A 15,754-nucleotide genomic window follows, 5' to 3' on the forward strand; every position below is an offset into this window, starting at 1 on the left:
CCGTGACCACGGCGGTCGTGTGCGACGACCCGGAAACCGTTCTGCATGAGGAAGAGCATCTGCCCGTCCCACGCGTCCGCGTTCAGCGGCCAGCCGTGGGAGAAGGTGACGACCGGGCCCGCACCCCAGTCCTTGTAGTAGATCTCGGTGCCGTCCTTGGCGGTGATGTAGCTCATGCCGCTTTCCTTCCGATTCGTCACGGTCGGCATGCCGGCCGGACCGGCCGGTACCGCAGGACCGCCGAAATGTCGTGCGAGCGCGGGTGCAGCAGCACACGCCCGTGATGTCGGCTTCACCCGATGCTAGGCGGCAGTGCGTAGACCATGCTGCGGGATCGGCGAACGCGGGGAGGACTCACGAACCGCTTCAACCGTTGCTCTGTCCCCTGGATCTGGCAGCCGTCAGCGGACGCGGTGGCTTGTGCTGCGGGTGCCCTGCAAGCGAGACGTCATGGCGAGGTCTGGAGTCAACTCCTCCGCCAGCACGTATTCTGTCGATCTTGTGGCGGTGGGCAGTGACCCGGTCGTGGGGCGCCAGGGCGACCGGTACCACGGCACACTGTCCGACGTGGGGACGCCAGCGCCGGTCACGGCTCACGACATGACGGTCGAACTGGACTACGGGCAGTTCACTCTCTCCGGCACGTCGGAGGGCGACTCGGACCTGAGCATGCTCGGACGGGAGGCGCAAATCGGCCCGTGCATCGCCAGCGACGATCACACGGTGCTCGTTTGCGTGCCGCACCAGAACAACTTCGACATGGCACTGCGGGTCGAGGTGTGGGCCGAACCGCCGCCCCGGGACTTCGGGCAGTGGGAAGAGATCTTCGAGTGCGCGCTGGAGGTCGACGGCGGAGAGCTGTCGTACGGCTCGCCGACGATGGGGTCCCGGGGGTGCGAGGTGCCCGACGGGCGGTACGGGGTCCGGATCTGCGGTCGGGGCTTCGTCAACCGGGGCTGGCCCGGATCCACGAGACCCGGCGACGTCTGGCGGGTGCAGCTCTGGCCGACCAGGAGAAACCTGCCGGACCGGAGGATCCGAGCCTGGCGTCCGCCGGAGCCGGGGATCGGGCCGGTCCTGCCGATCGCGCAGGCCTGATGGCGCGAGCAAATCGGCAAGGTAGCTACGCGGGCGGAAACGAGCACGATGGGCTGTCGCAGCTCAGCGACCGAGGACGAAGTACGCAAGACCCAGGACGCCGCGGTAGACGCCGACGTACTCGCGCAGCCGGTCATCGAGTTCCTCGCGTACCTCCGTCGCGCGAGGGTCATCCGGGTGTTGCAGCAGCCAATCCTGCTGCCCCGCGCGCCAGGTTGACTCGAAGTCGTCCCATTCCCGCTGGTCCGCAGTGCTGAAGTGCAGAACTCTCCAGCCCAGCCCACGGGCGAGCTCGATGAGATCAGCGAGCGGCACCGTCTCTTGCCCGAAGATTTCTACCGCCTCGGCCGTCGGGGGCCGCTCCCAGTACGCGTCGCCGAACAGGAGGCGGCCACCGGGCCGTACGGACTCGGCGAGTGCCGTGAGGGCATCGGCCGTCCCACCGAAGGCATGCGAGGCGCCAACGCACAGGACGCGGTCGCCGGACTCCCGCGAAGAGGCCGCTTCCCCCTTCAGGAAGGTGACGTGCTGGTCCAGCGAGCGGTCAGCCGCCAGTGCCCGGCCCCTCGCGAGAGCAGCGTCATCCGTATCGACACCGACGCCTGTCGTCACGGTTGCGCCGCTCACTCCTCCGGCGGCAACCGCCCTCAGCAGCAACTCGCCCCAGCCGCAACCGAGATCAAGTACTCGGGCGCCGGGCCGGATGTCAAGCCGCTGCAGAAGCAGAGCGGCATGCTCCTCCGACAGCGGCGTGTTCCAGCGCATCCGCGCATAGCGCAAAGCGGTGAGGTCCTCAGTCGTCTGCATCCGCCGAGGGTGGCAACTCCTGACCGGCAGCGCATCCCCGTTTCGCGACCACGGCCTATCGGATCACCGCTCTGCTGACGTCGGGCGCGGGCAGGAAGCAGACCAGTCCGTGTCCGCCGGCGTCGGTGACCACCCAGGGGTGGCCCAGGTAGGTCTGCTGCCGGTACGACCGGCCCGGTTCCAGGACGGCGTACCGGCGCCGCTGACCGTCGTAGTCGAGCCAGTGCACCACGACCTCGGAGTCCCGCCGGTTGACGAAGTCGACGAACGTCTCCGCGCCGCCGCCGCTGGAGCGCAGCGACGGTTCGCGCGACGGGGGCAGCGGCGGAAGTTCGTCCGAGCGGGGCTGCCCGGGTGGGGTGGTCGACGGACGAGGACGGGTGGTCGTACCCCCGCCGGGGTTGCGTGGCCGGGCGGTGGGGCTGGGCGACCGCACCGAGGCCCGGGTGGAGAGGGACACCGGCGCGGGGGAGAAGCTGACGGTGGATTGGCCGCTCGCCGGCTCGGGCGTGACCGCCTGGTCGAGCCCGGTTGCCGGCGCGGCGGCCGGCGGGCCTTCCTCGGGGCGCGGCGGAGCCGTCCAGATCGGCCACGACGCGACGGCGAGGGTGGCGAGCGCGCCGACCACGGCGCAGCCCAGCACCAGCGCCCGCCCCGGACCGCCGGCGCGGGGTGACGGCTCCTGGGCGACCGGCCGCGCCGGTCCCGGCGCGGAATCGCCGGCGCGGCGCCGTGCCTCTCCAGGCGCGATCGACGGGTACGGCGGGAGCCCGCCCGCACGGCGGGGCTCGGGCAGCCAGCCCCCGATGCGCAGGGTGGCGTCGGGGCGGTGGGTCTCGTCAGACGGATCGGCCATGGCCCCGTTCCCGGGCAGCGCAGCCACCACGGTCGGTGGCATGGGGACACCGATTATCGGCGGGCCGTGTCTCCGGTCGTCAATGGGTCACGGGGTGGCGGACGGGACGATGATTGTCCGCCCTCCGGGGTCGGTGAGCTGCGACGCCGGCAATTTTCCACGGTCGATCGGGCAGTTGTCCGCCGGGCCGGCGCGGCGACGTGACATGTCGTCTCCGAACGGCGCTGCATGGGTCTTCGGCAACGACGTGGGAAGCGGATCGCCTTAGCAGATCCACCGCCTGGGGCGCGGGTTGTCCACAGGGGTGGGTGCTGTCCACAGGCGACCGGTCGAGGCCGGTGGACCGGAGGGTCTTCGGAGCAGGGTCTGGGTCAGCACCCACGAGCCGGACCGCTGGAGGCCGCGATGCCACCCCGTACCTCACTTCCGCCGCACCGGCGGCTGCCGCTCCTGGTGACCGCGGACGGTGACCTCCTCGACGAGCTGCTCAGGCTCGCCGCCGCGGGCGGTACGGAGGTCGAGCTGGCCGCCGATCCCGCCGCCGCCCGCGCCCGGTGGCTGCCGGCGCCGCTGGTGCTGGTCGGCCGGGATCAGGCGCAGGCGTGCCTGCGGGCGCGGCTGCCCCGGCGGCCCCGCACGGTCCTGGTCGGCCGCACCGGGGAGCTCGACCCGGCATGGGAGGTCGCCGAGCTGCTTGGCGCGGAACACGTTGCCACCCTCCCGGCGGCCGAGCCCTGGCTGGTCGACCGGTTCACCGAGTGCGGGTCCGATCGTCCGTTCGGCGGGTCGGCGCGGACCGTCGCGGTGCTCGGCGGGCGGGGCGGCGCGGGGGCCAGCGTGTTCGCCGGCGCTCTCGCGGTCACCGCCGCCCGGGCCCGCCTGCGCACCCTGCTGGTGGACGCCGACCCGCTCGGCGGCGGCCTCGACCTCGTCCTCGGCTGGGAGGAGCTGGACGGCCTGCGCTGGCCGGCGTTCACCGACGCCGACGGCCGGGTGGACGCGCCGGCGTTGGTCCGTGCGCTGCCCAGCCGGGGTGACCTGGTGGTCCTCTCCTGGGACCGGGGAGACCTGCTGGCCCTGCCCGCCCAGGCGATGGCCGCCACGGTCGACGCCGCCCGGCGTGGCCGGGACTTCGTGGTGGTCGACGTGCCGCGTCAGCTCGACGACGCGGCGGTGGTCGCGTTGCAGTCGGCCGACCAGGCGTACCTGGTGGTACCGGCCGAGCTGCGGGCGACCGCGGCGGCGGCCCGGGTGGTCGCCGCGGCCGCCCCGCACTGTGCCGCGCTCGGCGTGATCGTGCGCGGGCCGGCGCCCGGCCGGTTGAAGGCCACCGAGGTGGCCCGCGCCCTCGGTCTCCCGCTCGCCGGTACGCTGCGGCCCGAGCCGGCGTTGTGCCGAGGACTGGAACGGGGCGAGGCGCCGGCCGGGGCCGGGCGGGGCCCGCTCGCCGCGCTCTGCCGGCGGATCGTCACCGAGTTGACCGGCCTGCCAGTCCCGGGTGCGGCATGACCGGCCGGCCCGACGACCTGTCCGCCCGGGTCCGGCAGCGGATGGCCGGCGCCGCCACCCCCGTCACCCCGGCCGCGATCGTCTCCGCCGTCCGGGCCGAGCCCACCGCCGCCGTCCTCGGTGACACCGCCGTGCTGCGGATGGCCGACCAGGTCCGCGACGACCTGGTCGGTGCCGGGCCGCTCGCCCCGCTGTTGGCCGATCCACAGGTCACCGACGTGCTGGTCAACGGCACCCGGGTCTGGGTCGACCGGGGCGAGGGCCTGCGGCAGGTGGCGGTGCCGCTCGGCTCCCTCGACGACGTACGGCGGTTGGCGCAGCGGCTCACCGCGGCCGCCGGCCGTCGGCTCGACGACGGCTCCCCGTACGCGGACGCGCGGCTGCCCGACGGCACCCGACTGCACGCCGTACTGCCCCCGGTGGCGACCGACGGCCCCTACCTGTCCCTGCGTACCTTCCGACAGCAGCCGTTCACCCTCGACGACCTGGTACGCCAGGGCACCGTCCCACGACCGGTCGCCCCGGTGCTGGCGGCCGTGGTGGCCGCCCGGCTGGCGTACCTGGTCACCGGCGGCACCGGCTCGGGCAAGACCACCCTGCTCAACACGCTGCTCGGGCTGGTGCCCTCGACCGAGCGGATCGTGCTGGTGGAGGACGCCGCCGAGCTGCACCCGGTGCACCCGCACGTGGTGGGGCTCCAGGCCCGTACGGCCAACGTGGAGGGCACCGGCGCGGTCGGGCTCAGCGAACTGGTCCGGCAGGCGCTGCGGATGCGCCCCGACCGGCTGGTGGTCGGGGAGTGCCGGGGCGGGGAGGTGGTCGACCTGCTCGGCGCCCTCAACACCGGCCACGACGGCGGTGCCGGGACGCTGCACGCGAACACCCCGGCCGACGTGCCGGCCCGGTTGGAGGCGCTCGGACTGCTCGGCGGGCTGCCCAGGGCCGCGCTGCACGCCCAGGTGACCGCCGCGCTCCAGGTGGTGCTCCAGGTACGCCGTGGGCCGCGCGGCCGGGTGCTGGAGTCGATCTGTCTCCTGCTCCCGGAGGGGCCCGACCGCCTGGTCACCGTCGTGCCCGCCTGGGTACGTGGACGGGGACTGGGGCTGGCCGGTCGGGCCCTCGGCGCGCTGTTGCGGGACCGGGGCGTGCCGGTGCCACCGATCCTCTGCGAGCCGTGGCCGGGATCGGCGGGGCCGGCATGACTCTTCCGATCTGGCTGGTGGCGGCGCTGCTGCTGGGCGCGGCGGCGGCGGTGGTGGCCTGGCCGGTCCGCAGCAGCCGCCGGCGACGCCGCGCCCTGCTCGGTGCCGGCGCACCCGGCCAACCCGCACTCACGGCGCACGACGGCGAGTCGTTCCGCACCGCCCCGGCCGCCTTCCTCGCGTTCGAGCCCGCCACCGAAGTGCCGGAGACACCGCCACCGGTTGTCGCCGCCCCGGCCGCCCTCCTCGCCTCCGGGCCCGCCACCGAAGTGCCGGAGACACCGCCACCGGTTGGCACCGCCCCGGTCGCGGTCGTACCGCCCGGCCCGCGCCGGTCCGTCGGGACGAGATCGAGCCGGCCCACGCCGGCTCCCGACCGCCCGTGCACCGTGGCGGTGGCCGTCGGAGGCCCGACGCCTGCTCCCATGGCCGGCGGCCGGCTCGCCCGTCCGGCGGGAGCGCTGACCAGGCCACCGTCGTTCCGGCCGCCCGGTCGGCGCGACTCCCGCCGGCCGGTGGAGCCGCTGCGGCTCGGCGCTGGCGAGATCCGCCGCCTCCATCGAGCCGCCGGTTCGGACGGCGTCCGGGCCGCCGACACCGCCGCGCGGTGGTCGGGCGCGTTGACCACTGGCCGGCCGCCGACGCCGGTGCAGGCCGTGCAGCGGTTCAGGGCGCTCCTCGCGCCGCTGGTGGCTCGCCCACGCCGGACGCTGCTCCTGGTCGGGCTCGTGGCGGCGGTGCTCGGCGTCATCGCCGCCGGGCCGGTCGCCGGGGTCCTCCTGGGCGGGTACGGCGTGCTGGGCGCCCGGGCCGTGCTCCGGCGGCGGGCGGCGCGGCATGCCGTGGGGGAACGCCGCCGCAGGTTGGACCAGCTCTGCGGTCTCGCCGCCGACCTGCGGGCCGGCCTGCCCGTCCCGACGCCGGACGACGACGGTGACCGCCTCGGGAGCCTGACCCGGGCCGCGGTGCGGCTGGCCGACCGGACCGGTGCGCCGCTGGCCGAACTCCTCGAACGCGTCGAAGCCGACGCCCGGGCACTGGACCGGGGGCTGGCCGCCGCCTCGGCCCAGGCCGCCGGCGCCCGGGCGACCGCGCTGCTGCTCGCCGCCCTGCCGCTCGGCGGGATCGGCCTGGGCTACGGCATCGGCGCCGATCCGGTGGCGGTGCTGCTGCACACCCCGATCGGGGCGGTCAGTGCGGTCACCGCCATGGGGTTGCAGATCGGTGGTCTGTTCTGGGCGGAGCGGTTGGGCGGCACGCCGGCCGCGAGCGCCCGATGAACCGGCAGGAGTGGGCGGCCGGCGCTCTCGTCGTCGCGGCGGCCCTGGTGGTGGCGCTCCGTGCGCCGGGCGTCCGCCCCTGCCGACGGTTGCGGGGACTGGGTCCCCAGGTCCGGCCGGCGGCAGACCGGCGCCCGCCGTGGTGGCCGGACCGCGTACGGCTCGGTGCCGGGCTGGCCGGATTGGCGGTGGCGGTCCTGCTCGGCGGGGTGTCGGGTTGCCTCGTCGGGGCGGTGGCCGCCCTGGTGGCGGACCGGCTGCTCCGGCGGATCGAGTCCCCGGCCGCCCGGGACCGCCGGCTGCTCGAGGCCGCCGACCTTCCGCTGGCCGCCGACCTGCTGGCGGCGACGTTACGTGCCGGCGCGCCGGTCGACCGCTCGGTACTCGAGGTCGCCGACGCCCTCGGCGGGCCGCTGGCCGAGCGGCTCCACCGGATCGGCCGGACGCCTGCTGCTCGGCGGCGCACCCGACGAGGCCTGGGTGCACCTCGGCGCGGTACCGGGGGCCGACCGGCTGGTCGCCGCCGCGTTGCGTACCTCGCGCAGTGGAGCCGCGCTCGCCGGGGCGCTGACCCGGGTCGCCGACGACCTGCGGGCGGACCGGTCCATCGCCGCCGAGGCGTCGGCCCGGCGGGCCGGGGTGCTCATCGTGCTGCCACTGGGACTTTGTTTCCTGCCGGCCTTCATTCTCGCCGGCCTGGTGCCGGTGATTGTCGCCGTCCTCGGCGACGTGCTCTGAGAAACCATCGAGAAGGGACACACCAGTGCGCAAACTCCTCTCCCGGCTCCGGGGGGACGCCGGGATGAACACTGCCGAGTACGCCGTCGGCACCCTCGCCGCGGTCGCCTTCGCGGGCATCGTGCTCAAGGTGCTCACCTCCGGCAACGTGCAGTCCGCCCTGACCGCGGTCATCGACCGGGCGCTGAAGTGAGCCGGCGCCGGCCGGCCGGTCGTGACCGGGGTTCGTTCACCGCCGAGTTGGCGGCCGGCCTGCCGGCGCTGCTCCTGCTCCTGCTCGCCGGCCTCACCGCGGTCGACGCGGTCACCACGAAGGCCGCTTGCCTGGACGCGGCCCGGGAGGCGGCACTCGCCGCCTCCCGGGGCGAGAGCGGCACTGCGGCCGGGACGCGGATCGCGCCACCGGGAGCGGACGTCTCGGTGACGGTGGACGGCGACCGGGTCACCGTGACGGTGCGGGCACCGGTCCGGACGCTCGGCGCCCGCCTGCCCCGGATCACCGCGGCGGCCACCACGGTCGCCGCCGTCGAGCCGGGCTCCCCGGCGGCGCACCCGTGACGCCCGCGCGATCCGGCCCTGTGGTGGCGCGGGGGCGGTCCGGGCTTCCCGGCAGCGCAGCCGCGCCGCCGAGGCGAACCGGTGCATCCGACCGGGGTGGGGCCACGGTGTGCCTGCTCGTCGTGGGCCTGGTGTTCGTCCTGGTCGGGGTCTTCGGTGCGGCGATCGGCACCGCCCGGACGGCCCGCCACCAGGCTCGGGTCGGCGCCGACTTCGCGGCGCTTGCCGGGGCGGGGCGAGCGCTGGACGGTGACGGGGTGGCGTGCGCGGCGGCGGCCGAGTTCGCCCGGGCCAACGGCGCAATCCTGGCCGGTTGCCAGCTGGACGGCCTCGACGTGCTGGTGAACGTGGAGGTGCCGGTCACCCCGCTTCCCGGCTTCCACCGGGTGGCCACGGCCACCTCCCGCGCCGGCCCAAGCCGGGACTGACCGAGCACCGGCCGTGTGGCGGCACGCCGGCCGGGCGCGCGCCCGCAGGACGCGCCCCGGCCGGTCGGCACGGGTCAGCGGCCCTGGAGAGCGTCCAGCCCGATCGCCATGGCGATCACCAGGCGGCGGTCCACCTGCGGGTTCTGCACCTCGACGACGTACTTGTCGCGCAGGCCCCACTTCTTGACCACCGTGAAGACCGGCTGGCCCCCGGCGACGAAGTCGAAGTGGTACGGCAGCCAGGAGAGCGAGTCCACGAACCGGCGCAGCAGCGCCACCGGCATGCTCCGCTCCTGGCCGGTGACCTGCGGCAGGCCGGGCTGCTCGACGTGCCAGGTCGAGCGCAGCAGCGACTGGGCGAAGTCCTTGCGGAACAGCCCGATCGGGTTGCCGGCCGCGTCGGTGACGTCGTACGTGGCGCCGAGATCGAGCCGCTGCCGCGCCTTGAAGCCGAGCAGGGGCTGCTGCTTCGAGTCGTCGGTGTAGATCGTGACCTGCTCCTTGAAGGCGAGCCGCTTCTGCTGCGCGAACGCCAGCAGCTCTCCCTCCGTGCCGTCCGGGGCCACGGCACGGACCTCGTACTGGTTGACCATCATCCGGATCCGCTGCCGGACGTGGAACTGGTGCTGCGTCTGCAAGTTGTCGAGCTGCATTTAGGTCTCCTCCGAAGTTTGCGCCGGAGTCTCGCACAACCAGCGGCTCAACGTCCGCCCTCGACCGTCGCCTTCAACGCCCAGGCGTTGAGCACCTGGTGGATCCCGCGCAGCCGCTCGTTGATCTGTTCCAGGCGTTCCGCCTGCGCCAGGCTGGCCAGCGCGGCGCCGAGGGCGATCTGCTGGTCGGGGGTGAGCTTCTCCTGGTCGATCGTGTAGAGCAGGTCGACGGTCTCGGCGATGGTACCGGCCATGGCTCCTCCTCCGGGGGCCGAAACGACGGGTCGGCTGGTCTGCTGAGCGCCGCCGCAGGACAGGAAAGCCCGCCTATGGAAGCGCTCCCATGCATCAATGCCCGCCCGTCGTGCCGGTCATGCACGCATCCCGGAAAGCGGAAGCCTCAGCCCGGGGGAGCGACGTCCGCGTCCGCGCCCGCCCGGTCGTCCTGGCGCGGCAGGAGCGGCGCGGCCGAGGCGTTGGCGGCCGAGGCTGCCGGCAGGTCCGCCGCCGCAGGTGCACCCGACGCGGCCGAAACGAGGCCATCGGACAGGGCCGGCGCCGGCTCGGCGTCGCGGGGCAGGTTGGCGAGCACCACGTCGAGGACCCGGACGGCGTCCGGCTTGGAGAGCGGGTTGTTGCCGTTGCCGCACTTCGGCGACTGCACGCAGGACGGGCAGCCCGCCTCGCAGCCGCACTCGGCGATCGCGTCCCGGGTGGCGCGCAGCCAGGCCGCCGCCGTCCCGTACGCCCGCTCGGCGAAGCCCGCCCCGCCCGGGTGGCCGTCGTAGACGAAGACGGTCGGGGCCTCGGTGTCCGGGTGCACGGCGGTGGAGAGCCCGCCGATGTCCCAGCGGTCGCAGGTGGCCATCAGGGGCAGCAGTCCGATGGCGGCGTGCTCGGCGGCGTGCAGCGCCCCCGGGACGTCGGCCGCCTCCACCCCGGCGAGGGCCAGCGACTGCGGGGAGAGGGTGAACCAGACCGCGACGGTGCGCAGTTCCCGGGCCGGCAGGTCCAGCGGTCGGGTGTCGATCACTTCCCCGGAGGCGATCCGCCGCCGCTGGTACGACACCACCTGGCTGGTCACGTCCACCTCGCCGAGGAAGAGCCCGACCGGCCCGGCGTCCACGTAGGAGCGCACCGACACCACCGACAGCGAGGTGACGTCGCGGGCGTGGGTGGACCAGTCCGGCTCCTCGGCGTGCACCAGCGCGCACCCGTCGGCCAGGTCCAGCGAGTCGACCACGTACGAGACGCCCTGGTGCAGGTAGACCGCGCCGGGGTGGATGAGGAAGTGCGAGGAGCCGCCGTCGACGGTGCCGAGCAGCCGCCCGGTCGAGGCCTCCACCACGCAGACCGGCGCGCCACCCTCGCCGCGCAGGTCCACCTCGGGCCGCTCCCGGTGCCGCCAGTACCAGCCGGTCGGCCGCTGCCGCAGCGCCCCCGCCGCGACCAGTTCCTCGACGGCCTCCTTCGCCCCGTCGCCGAAGAGGTCCAGGTCGGCCGGGGTGAGCGGGGCCTCCGCCGCCGCGCAGGCGAGCTGCGGGGCGAGCACGTACGGGTTGGCCGGGTCGAGCACGGTGGCCTCGACCGGCCGCCCGAACAGCGCCTCCGGGTGGTGCACCAGATAGGTGTCGAGCGGGTCGTCCCGGGCCACCAGCACCGCCAGCGCCTCGTCGCCGGAGCGGCCGGCCCGGCCGGCCTGCTGCCAGAGTGACGCCCGGGTGCCCGGCCAGCCGCAGATCAGCACCGCGTCCAGGCCGACCAGGTCGACGCCGAGTTCCAGCGCGTTGGTGGAGGCGAGGCCGAGCAGGTCGCCGTGGAGCAGGGCGCGTTCCAGCTCGCGCCGCTCCTCGCGCAGGTAGCCGGCCCGGTAGGCGGCCACCCGGTCGCCGAGCCCGGGCACCGCCTCGTCGAGCGCCCGCCGCGCGTTCGCCGCCACCACCTCGGCGCCCTTGCGGGAGCGGACGAAGGCCAGCGTGCGTACCCCCTCGGCGACGGTGTCGGCGAGCAGGTCCGCGGTCTCCCGCAGCGCCGACCGGCGGACCGGCGCGAGGTCCGCGACCTCGCCCGAGGAATTGGGGAGCAGCGGCGGCTCCCAGAGCGCGAAGGTCACCCCGCCGCGCGGCGAGGTGTCCTCGGTGACGGCCGCAACCGGCAGGCCGGTGAGCCGCCCGGCCGCCGTCGCCGGGTCGCCCGACGTCGCCGAGGCCAGCACGAAGACGGGGGTACGGCCGTACTTCGCGCACTGCCGGCGCAGGCGGCGCAGCACGTGCGCGACGTGCGAGCCGAACACGCCCCGGTAGGTGTGGCACTCGTCGATCACCACGTACGCCAGCCGGCGCAGGAAGCCGGACCAGTGCGCGTGCCCGGGGAGGATGCCGTGGTGCAGCATGTCCGGGTTGGTCAGGACGAACCGGGAGTGCCGGCGGATCCACTCCCGCTCGGCGCGCGGGGTGTCCCCGTCGTAGGTGGCGGGGCGTACCCCGTCGAGTTCGAGGCCGGCGACGGCGCGGAGCTGGTCGGCGGCGAGCGCCTTGGTCGGGGCCAGGTAGAGCACGGTGGCCCTGGGATCGGCGAGCAGGGTGGCCAGCGCGGGCAGTTGGTAGGCCAGCGACTTGCCCGACGCCGTGCCGGTGGCCACCACCACGTGCTGCCCCGCGTACGCCTGCTCGGCGGCCTCGGCCTGGTGCCGCCAGGGCGCGACCACGCCGCGTCGGGCGAACGCCGCCCGCAGGTCCTCGGGAGCCCACTGCGGCCAGGGGGCCGGCTCGCCGGGCCGGGCCGGGACCCGCTCGACGTGGGTGACCGGATCGTCGTCGTGTCGGGCGCGCAGCCGGCGCAGCAGGTCGCCCGGCGCCGCCGTCGGCGGTCGCCCGGGGCCGGGACCTGCGGATACGGTGGCTGCGGGATTCACGTCCTGCACTCTCGCACTGGTGTTCGGAGGTGAACAACTCCGGGCGTGGGTAAGAGGAAGCCTCCGCCGGTGACCAGAGGCCGTCGTGGCGGGGATGGTTAGATGCCCAGGAGAGTTTACGGCTCTCGGAGGAGGGACTGATGGAGCTGTCGCTGGCGACCCGCACCGTGGGGGAGCACACGGTGCTCGAGGTCGGCGGTGAGGTGGACGTCTACACCGCCCCCCGCCTGCGCGAACGGCTTCTCGAGCTGATCGACGGTGGCTCTCGGCGGGTGGTCGTCGACCTCGGTCGGGTGGACTTCCTCGACTCGACCGGTCTCGGCGTGCTGGTCGGCGCCCTCAAGCGGCTCCGCTCGGCCGGTGGCTCCTTCGCCCTGGTCTGCGACAAGGAGCCGCTGCTCAAGATCTTCCGGATCACCGCGCTGGATCAGGTGTTCCCGCTGCACCCCACGGTCGAGGCGGCGATCGCGGCGGACCCCACCGGCGCCGGCGCGTGATGGCGACGGTCCGACTCTCCTTCTCGCCGGCTCCGGTGCACGTGCGCACCGCCCGCCTGGTCGGCGTCGCGGTGGCCCGCCGGGCCGGGGTGCGCGAGAACCTGCTCGACGAGGTGCGGCTGGCCATCGGTGAGGCGTGCACCCGGGCGGTCGCGTTGCACCGGCAGTACGGGCTGCCCGACCCGGTGCTGGTGGAGATGTCCGACTCCGGGGCGTACTCGGTGCGGGTGGTGGACCGCGCGCCGATCGAGGCCGGCATCGGGCTGGCCGCGTTGAACGCCGACGACCTGGCCAACGAGTCGCTGACCGACGAGGCGCTGACCACCGGCGTCGGCTTCGCCCTGCTTGCCGGTTTCGTGGAGGACCTCCAGGTCCGTCCGGTCGAGGAGGGCGTCGGCACCGAGGTCCGGATGGTGTGGCCGGTCGGCCGCTGACCTTCACATTCCGCTGTCGAGGCCGCGACCCTTCGGGGTCGCGGCCTCGACGTGCTGATGGGCTCCTATATCAGATTTTTCCTCATAACACAGTTACAAAGATCATCCGGACACGGTGTCCCCCGGATGTGACCTCCAACACTCGCGGGGCTACAGTACCGGGGTTGTCAGCAAGTGCTCCTTCCCGCAACCAGCGGGTATGTGCGTTCATCGCTGGTCCGGTGGGGTGGGTTGGCGCGCTTGCGCAACCGCATCCAGGCGTCGGGTCAGTGCGTCCGCTGGCCGGCGCGACAGTGTTCGGTACAGGAGGACATAGATGTCCGGGACCTTGGCCGCCGAAGGCGGCGCGCTGTCCCTTTCCGGAGGAAACCTGACGTACGTCGTCATCGCCGCGGTGATCGCGCTGGTGGCACTCGTCTTCGCCGCCGCCTTGACCAAGGCCGTGCTGGCAGCCGGTAAGGGCACCACCAACATGCAGGAGATCTCCGGAGCGGTACAGGAGGGTGCCTCCGCGTACCTGCTCCGGCAGTTCAGGACGCTGGCGATCTTCGTCGTCGTCGCCGTCGTGCTCCTCTTCCTGCTCCCGGTGCACGACACCGACGGCAGCGAGCTGGCGGTGAAGCTCGGCCGGTCGGCGTTCTTCGTGGTCGGTGCCCTGTTCAGCGCGTCCATCGGTGGCGCCGGCATGTGGCTGGCCACCCGCGCCAACCTGCGGGTCGCCGCGGCGGCGCGCGAGGCGCAGGGCGGGCGCGAGGCCGCCATGAAGATCGCCTTCCGCACCGGCGGCGTGGTCGGCTTCCTCACCGTCGGGCTCGGCCTCTTCGGCGCCGCGATGGTCGTCCTGCTCTTCAAGGGCGACGCGCCGACGGTGCTGGAGGGCTTCGGCTTCGGCGCCGCCCTGCTGGCCATGTTCATGCGGGTCGGCGGCGGCATCTTCACCAAGGCCGCCGACGTCGGCGCCGACCTGGTCGGCAAGGTCGAGCAGGGCATCCCCGAGGACGACCCGCGCAACGCGGCCACCATCGCGGACAACGTGGGCGACAACGTCGGCGACTGCGCCGGCATGGCCGCCGACCTGTTCGAGTCGTACGCGGTGACCCTGGTCGCGGCGCTGATCCTGGGTCGCGCCGCGTTCGGCGAGGACGGCCTGGTCTTCCCGCTGATCATCTCCACCATCGGTGTCCTCGTCGCGATCATCGGCGTCTTCATCACCCGGCTGCGCGTCTCGGACCGCAACGGCCTGACCGCTATCAACCGGGCCTTCTATCTCTCCGCGGTGATCTCGGCGGTGCTGGTGGCGATCGCCGCCTTCCTCTACCTGCCGGCGACCTTCGCCGAGCTGGAGGGCGGGCTGACCGACGTCGACCAGAACCCCCGCATCGTCGCCATCGGCGCGGTCGTCATCGGCATCGTGCTGGCCGCCGCCATCCAGGCGCTGACCGGCTACTTCACCGAGACCAACCGGCGCCCGGTGCAGGACATCGGCAAGAGCTCGCAGACCGGCGCGGCCACCGTCATCCTCGCCGGTATCAGCGTCGGCCTGGAGTCGGCGGTCTACTCGGCGCTGCTGATCGCCGCCGGCGTCTTCGGGGCGTTCCTGCTCGGCGGCACCTCCATCACGCTCTCCCTCTTCGCGGTCGCGCTGGCCGGCACCGGCCTGCTCACCACCGTCGGCGTGATCGTCGCGATGGACACCTTCGGCCCGATCTCCGACAACGCGCAGGGCGTGGCGGAGATGTCCGGCGACATCGACGAGAACGGCGCCCGGATCCTCACCGAGCTGGACGCGGTGGGCAACACCACCAAGGCGATCACCAAGGGCATCGCGATCGCCACGGCGGTGCTCGCCGCGACCGCGCTGTTCGGCTCGTACACCGACACCCTGCGCACCGCGTACGCCGACGCCGGGGTCGGGGACGTCGGCACCGAGATCCTCAACTCGCTGAACGTGTCCAACCCGCGCAACCTGGTCGGTCTGATCATCGGCGCGGCGGTGGTCTTCCTCTTCTCCGGGCTGGCCATCAACGCGGTCTCCCGCTCGGCCGGCGCCGTGGTGATGGAGGTCCGCCGGCAGTTCCGCGAACTGCCCGGGATCATGGACCGCACCCAGCGCCCCGAGTACGGCAAGGTCGTCGACATCTGCACCCGGGACGCGCAGCGCGAGCTGATGACCCCCGGTCTGCTCGCCATCCTCGCGCCGATCGCGGTCGGCTTCGGCCTCGGGCCCGGCGCGCTGGCGGCGTACCTGGCCGGGGCGATCGGGGCCGGCACGCTGATGGCGGTCTTCCTGGCCAACTCCGGTGGCGCCTGGGACAACGCCAAGAAGCTGGTCGAGGACGGCGCGTACGGCGGCAAGGGCTCCGAGTCGCACGCCGCGACGGTCATCGGCGACACCGTCGGTGACCCGTTCAAGGACACCGCCGGCCCGGCGATCAACCCGCTGATCAAGGTGATGAACCTGGTCTCGCTGCTGATCGCGCCGGCCGTGGTGGCGTGGAGCGTCGGTGACGACCGCAACACCCCGCTGCGGGTGACGATCGCGCTGGTCGCGACTCTGATCGTGGTGGCCGCGGTGGTGTTCAGCAAGCGCAAGGGCGTGGCGATGGACTCCTCCGACGACGGCTCCGGGGCGGGCAGCCCGGAGCGGGCGGAGACGGTCAACGCCTGAGGCGACGGTGGGTTCCCGGTCGGCCGAGCGCCGGCCGGGAACCCGTCCGCCGCGCCGGGAGGGCGGCAAACCTGAGCGGTGGCGCATCGGCGCGGAGGCCGTACGCTGCAAC

The 15,754-nt window shown here is 74.0% G+C and carries 16 protein-coding genes and 1 pseudogene; 11 read left to right on the plus strand and 6 right to left on the minus strand.

The window, feature by feature from the left end; genetic code table 11:
- On the minus strand, positions 1-176 hold a 176-nt coding region (locus M2302_RS30310), incomplete at its 3' end, for an alpha/beta hydrolase (RefSeq protein ID WP_280841258.1).
- Between the two features lie 424 nt (positions 177-600).
- On the opposite strand from M2302_RS30310, the gene M2302_RS30315 reads away from it, so the two are divergent.
- Positions 601-1,098, plus strand: coding sequence for a hypothetical protein (locus M2302_RS30315; protein ID WP_280841233.1), 498 nt, complete (start codon positions 601-603; stop codon positions 1,096-1,098).
- 63 nt (positions 1,099-1,161) lie between these two features.
- On the opposite strand, the gene M2302_RS30320 is transcribed toward M2302_RS30315, so the two are convergent.
- Entirely contained in the window at positions 1,162-1,905 is a 744-nt protein-coding gene (locus M2302_RS30320; protein WP_280841234.1) for a methyltransferase domain-containing protein, read from the minus strand.
- A gap of 55 nt (positions 1,906-1,960) precedes the next feature.
- Positions 1,961-2,761 (minus strand): hypothetical protein, encoded by an 801-nt coding sequence (locus tag M2302_RS30325; protein ID WP_280841235.1) that lies wholly within the window; start codon positions 2,759-2,761, stop codon positions 1,961-1,963.
- Positions 2,762-3,214: 453 nt separating this feature from the next.
- Between M2302_RS30325 and ssd the strand changes: the two genes are divergently transcribed.
- The 7 genes and pseudogenes from ssd to M2302_RS30360 all read left to right on the plus strand — a co-directional run bounded on the left by ssd (position 3,215) and on the right by M2302_RS30360 (position 8,476).
- Complete coding sequence (gene ssd / locus M2302_RS30330; RefSeq protein WP_280841259.1) at positions 3,215-4,270, plus strand: septum site-determining protein Ssd; 1,056 nt, start codon at positions 3,215-3,217, stop codon at positions 4,268-4,270.
- Complete coding sequence (locus tag M2302_RS30335; RefSeq protein ID WP_280841236.1) at positions 4,267-5,472, plus strand: TadA family conjugal transfer-associated ATPase; 1,206 nt, start codon at positions 4,267-4,269, stop codon at positions 5,470-5,472. The genes ssd and M2302_RS30335 overlap by 4 nt, the downstream gene beginning before the upstream one ends.
- Positions 5,469-6,752: a hypothetical protein gene (locus tag M2302_RS30340; RefSeq protein ID WP_280841237.1), complete on the plus strand. Its 1,284-nt coding sequence runs from the start codon at positions 5,469-5,471 to the stop codon at positions 6,750-6,752. The genes M2302_RS30335 and M2302_RS30340 overlap by 4 nt, the downstream gene beginning before the upstream one ends.
- Positions 6,749-7,490, plus strand: a pseudogene (locus M2302_RS30345) (type II secretion system F family protein). Before M2302_RS30340 ends, M2302_RS30345 begins: the two are co-directional and overlap by 4 nt.
- Positions 7,491-7,554: 64 nt before the next feature.
- Positions 7,555-7,683, plus strand: coding sequence for a DUF4244 domain-containing protein (locus tag M2302_RS30350; RefSeq protein ID WP_280841238.1), 129 nt, complete (start codon positions 7,555-7,557; stop codon positions 7,681-7,683).
- Positions 7,680-8,048 (plus strand): TadE family type IV pilus minor pilin, encoded by a 369-nt coding sequence (locus M2302_RS30355; RefSeq protein ID WP_280841239.1) that lies wholly within the window; start codon positions 7,680-7,682, stop codon positions 8,046-8,048. The genes M2302_RS30350 and M2302_RS30355 overlap by 4 nt, the downstream gene beginning before the upstream one ends.
- Positions 8,049-8,071: 23 nt before the next feature.
- Positions 8,072-8,476 (plus strand): Rv3654c family TadE-like protein, encoded by a 405-nt coding sequence (locus M2302_RS30360; RefSeq protein ID WP_280841260.1) that lies wholly within the window; start codon positions 8,072-8,074, stop codon positions 8,474-8,476.
- Between the two features lie 74 nt (positions 8,477-8,550).
- Here the strand turns inward: M2302_RS30360 and M2302_RS30365 are convergent, their stop codons facing one another.
- The 3 genes from M2302_RS30365 to M2302_RS30375 all read right to left on the minus strand — a co-directional run bounded on the left by M2302_RS30365 (position 8,551) and on the right by M2302_RS30375 (position 12,043).
- Entirely contained in the window at positions 8,551-9,129 is a 579-nt protein-coding gene (locus tag M2302_RS30365; protein WP_280841240.1) for a hypothetical protein, read from the minus strand.
- 47 nt (positions 9,130-9,176) lie between these two features.
- Positions 9,177-9,383 (minus strand): hypothetical protein, encoded by a 207-nt coding sequence (locus tag M2302_RS30370; protein ID WP_280841241.1) that lies wholly within the window; start codon positions 9,381-9,383, stop codon positions 9,177-9,179.
- Positions 9,384-9,529: 146 nt separating this feature from the next.
- The gene (locus M2302_RS30375; RefSeq protein ID WP_280841242.1) at positions 9,530-12,043 is read right to left on the minus strand and encodes a DEAD/DEAH box helicase; all 2,514 of its coding nucleotides are present in this window, start codon (positions 12,041-12,043) and stop codon (positions 9,530-9,532) included.
- Between the two features lie 140 nt (positions 12,044-12,183).
- Here M2302_RS30375 and M2302_RS30380 point away from each other — a divergent pair, with 140 nt between their 5' ends.
- From M2302_RS30380 to M2302_RS30390, 3 genes are all read left to right on the plus strand, one after another.
- The gene (locus M2302_RS30380; RefSeq protein WP_088959229.1) at positions 12,184-12,540 is read left to right on the plus strand and encodes an STAS domain-containing protein; all 357 of its coding nucleotides are present in this window, start codon (positions 12,184-12,186) and stop codon (positions 12,538-12,540) included.
- On the plus strand, positions 12,537-12,974 hold the full coding sequence (locus M2302_RS30385) for an ATP-binding protein (RefSeq protein WP_210776158.1): 438 nt from the start codon (positions 12,537-12,539) through the stop codon (positions 12,972-12,974). The genes M2302_RS30380 and M2302_RS30385 overlap by 4 nt, the downstream gene beginning before the upstream one ends.
- Positions 12,975-13,290: 316 nt before the next feature.
- Positions 13,291-15,642 (plus strand): sodium-translocating pyrophosphatase, encoded by a 2,352-nt coding sequence (locus M2302_RS30390; RefSeq protein ID WP_280841243.1) that lies wholly within the window; start codon positions 13,291-13,293, stop codon positions 15,640-15,642.
- Positions 15,643-15,754: the final 112 nt, after the last annotated feature.

This window comes from Micromonospora sp. A200 (genome assembly GCF_029893845.1).
In the GTDB taxonomy this organism is placed as follows: Bacteria; Actinomycetota; Actinomycetes; order Mycobacteriales; family Micromonosporaceae; genus Micromonospora; species Micromonospora purpureochromogenes.

Coding starts and splice junctions, on each gene's coding strand:
- M2302_RS30350 (WP_280841238.1), top strand. CDS start 7,555: ATGAACACTGCCGAGTACGCCGTCGGCACCCTCGCCGCGGTCGCCTTC.
- M2302_RS30315 (WP_280841233.1), top strand. CDS start 601: ATGACGGTCGAACTGGACTACGGGCAGTTCACTCTCTCCGGCACGTCG.
- M2302_RS30365 (WP_280841240.1), bottom strand. CDS start 9,129: ATGCAGCTCGACAACTTGCAGACGCAGCACCAGTTCCACGTCCGGCAG.
- M2302_RS30380 (WP_088959229.1), top strand. CDS start 12,184: ATGGAGCTGTCGCTGGCGACCCGCACCGTGGGGGAGCACACGGTGCTC.
- M2302_RS30390 (WP_280841243.1), top strand. CDS start 13,291: ATGTCCGGGACCTTGGCCGCCGAAGGCGGCGCGCTGTCCCTTTCCGGA.
- M2302_RS30325 (WP_280841235.1), bottom strand. CDS start 2,761: ATGGCCGATCCGTCTGACGAGACCCACCGCCCCGACGCCACCCTGCGC.
- M2302_RS30370 (WP_280841241.1), bottom strand. CDS start 9,383: ATGGCCGGTACCATCGCCGAGACCGTCGACCTGCTCTACACGATCGAC.
- M2302_RS30320 (WP_280841234.1), bottom strand. CDS start 1,905: ATGCAGACGACTGAGGACCTCACCGCTTTGCGCTATGCGCGGATGCGC.
- M2302_RS30335 (WP_280841236.1), top strand. CDS start 4,267: ATGACCGGCCGGCCCGACGACCTGTCCGCCCGGGTCCGGCAGCGGATG.
- M2302_RS30340 (WP_280841237.1), top strand. CDS start 5,469: ATGACTCTTCCGATCTGGCTGGTGGCGGCGCTGCTGCTGGGCGCGGCG.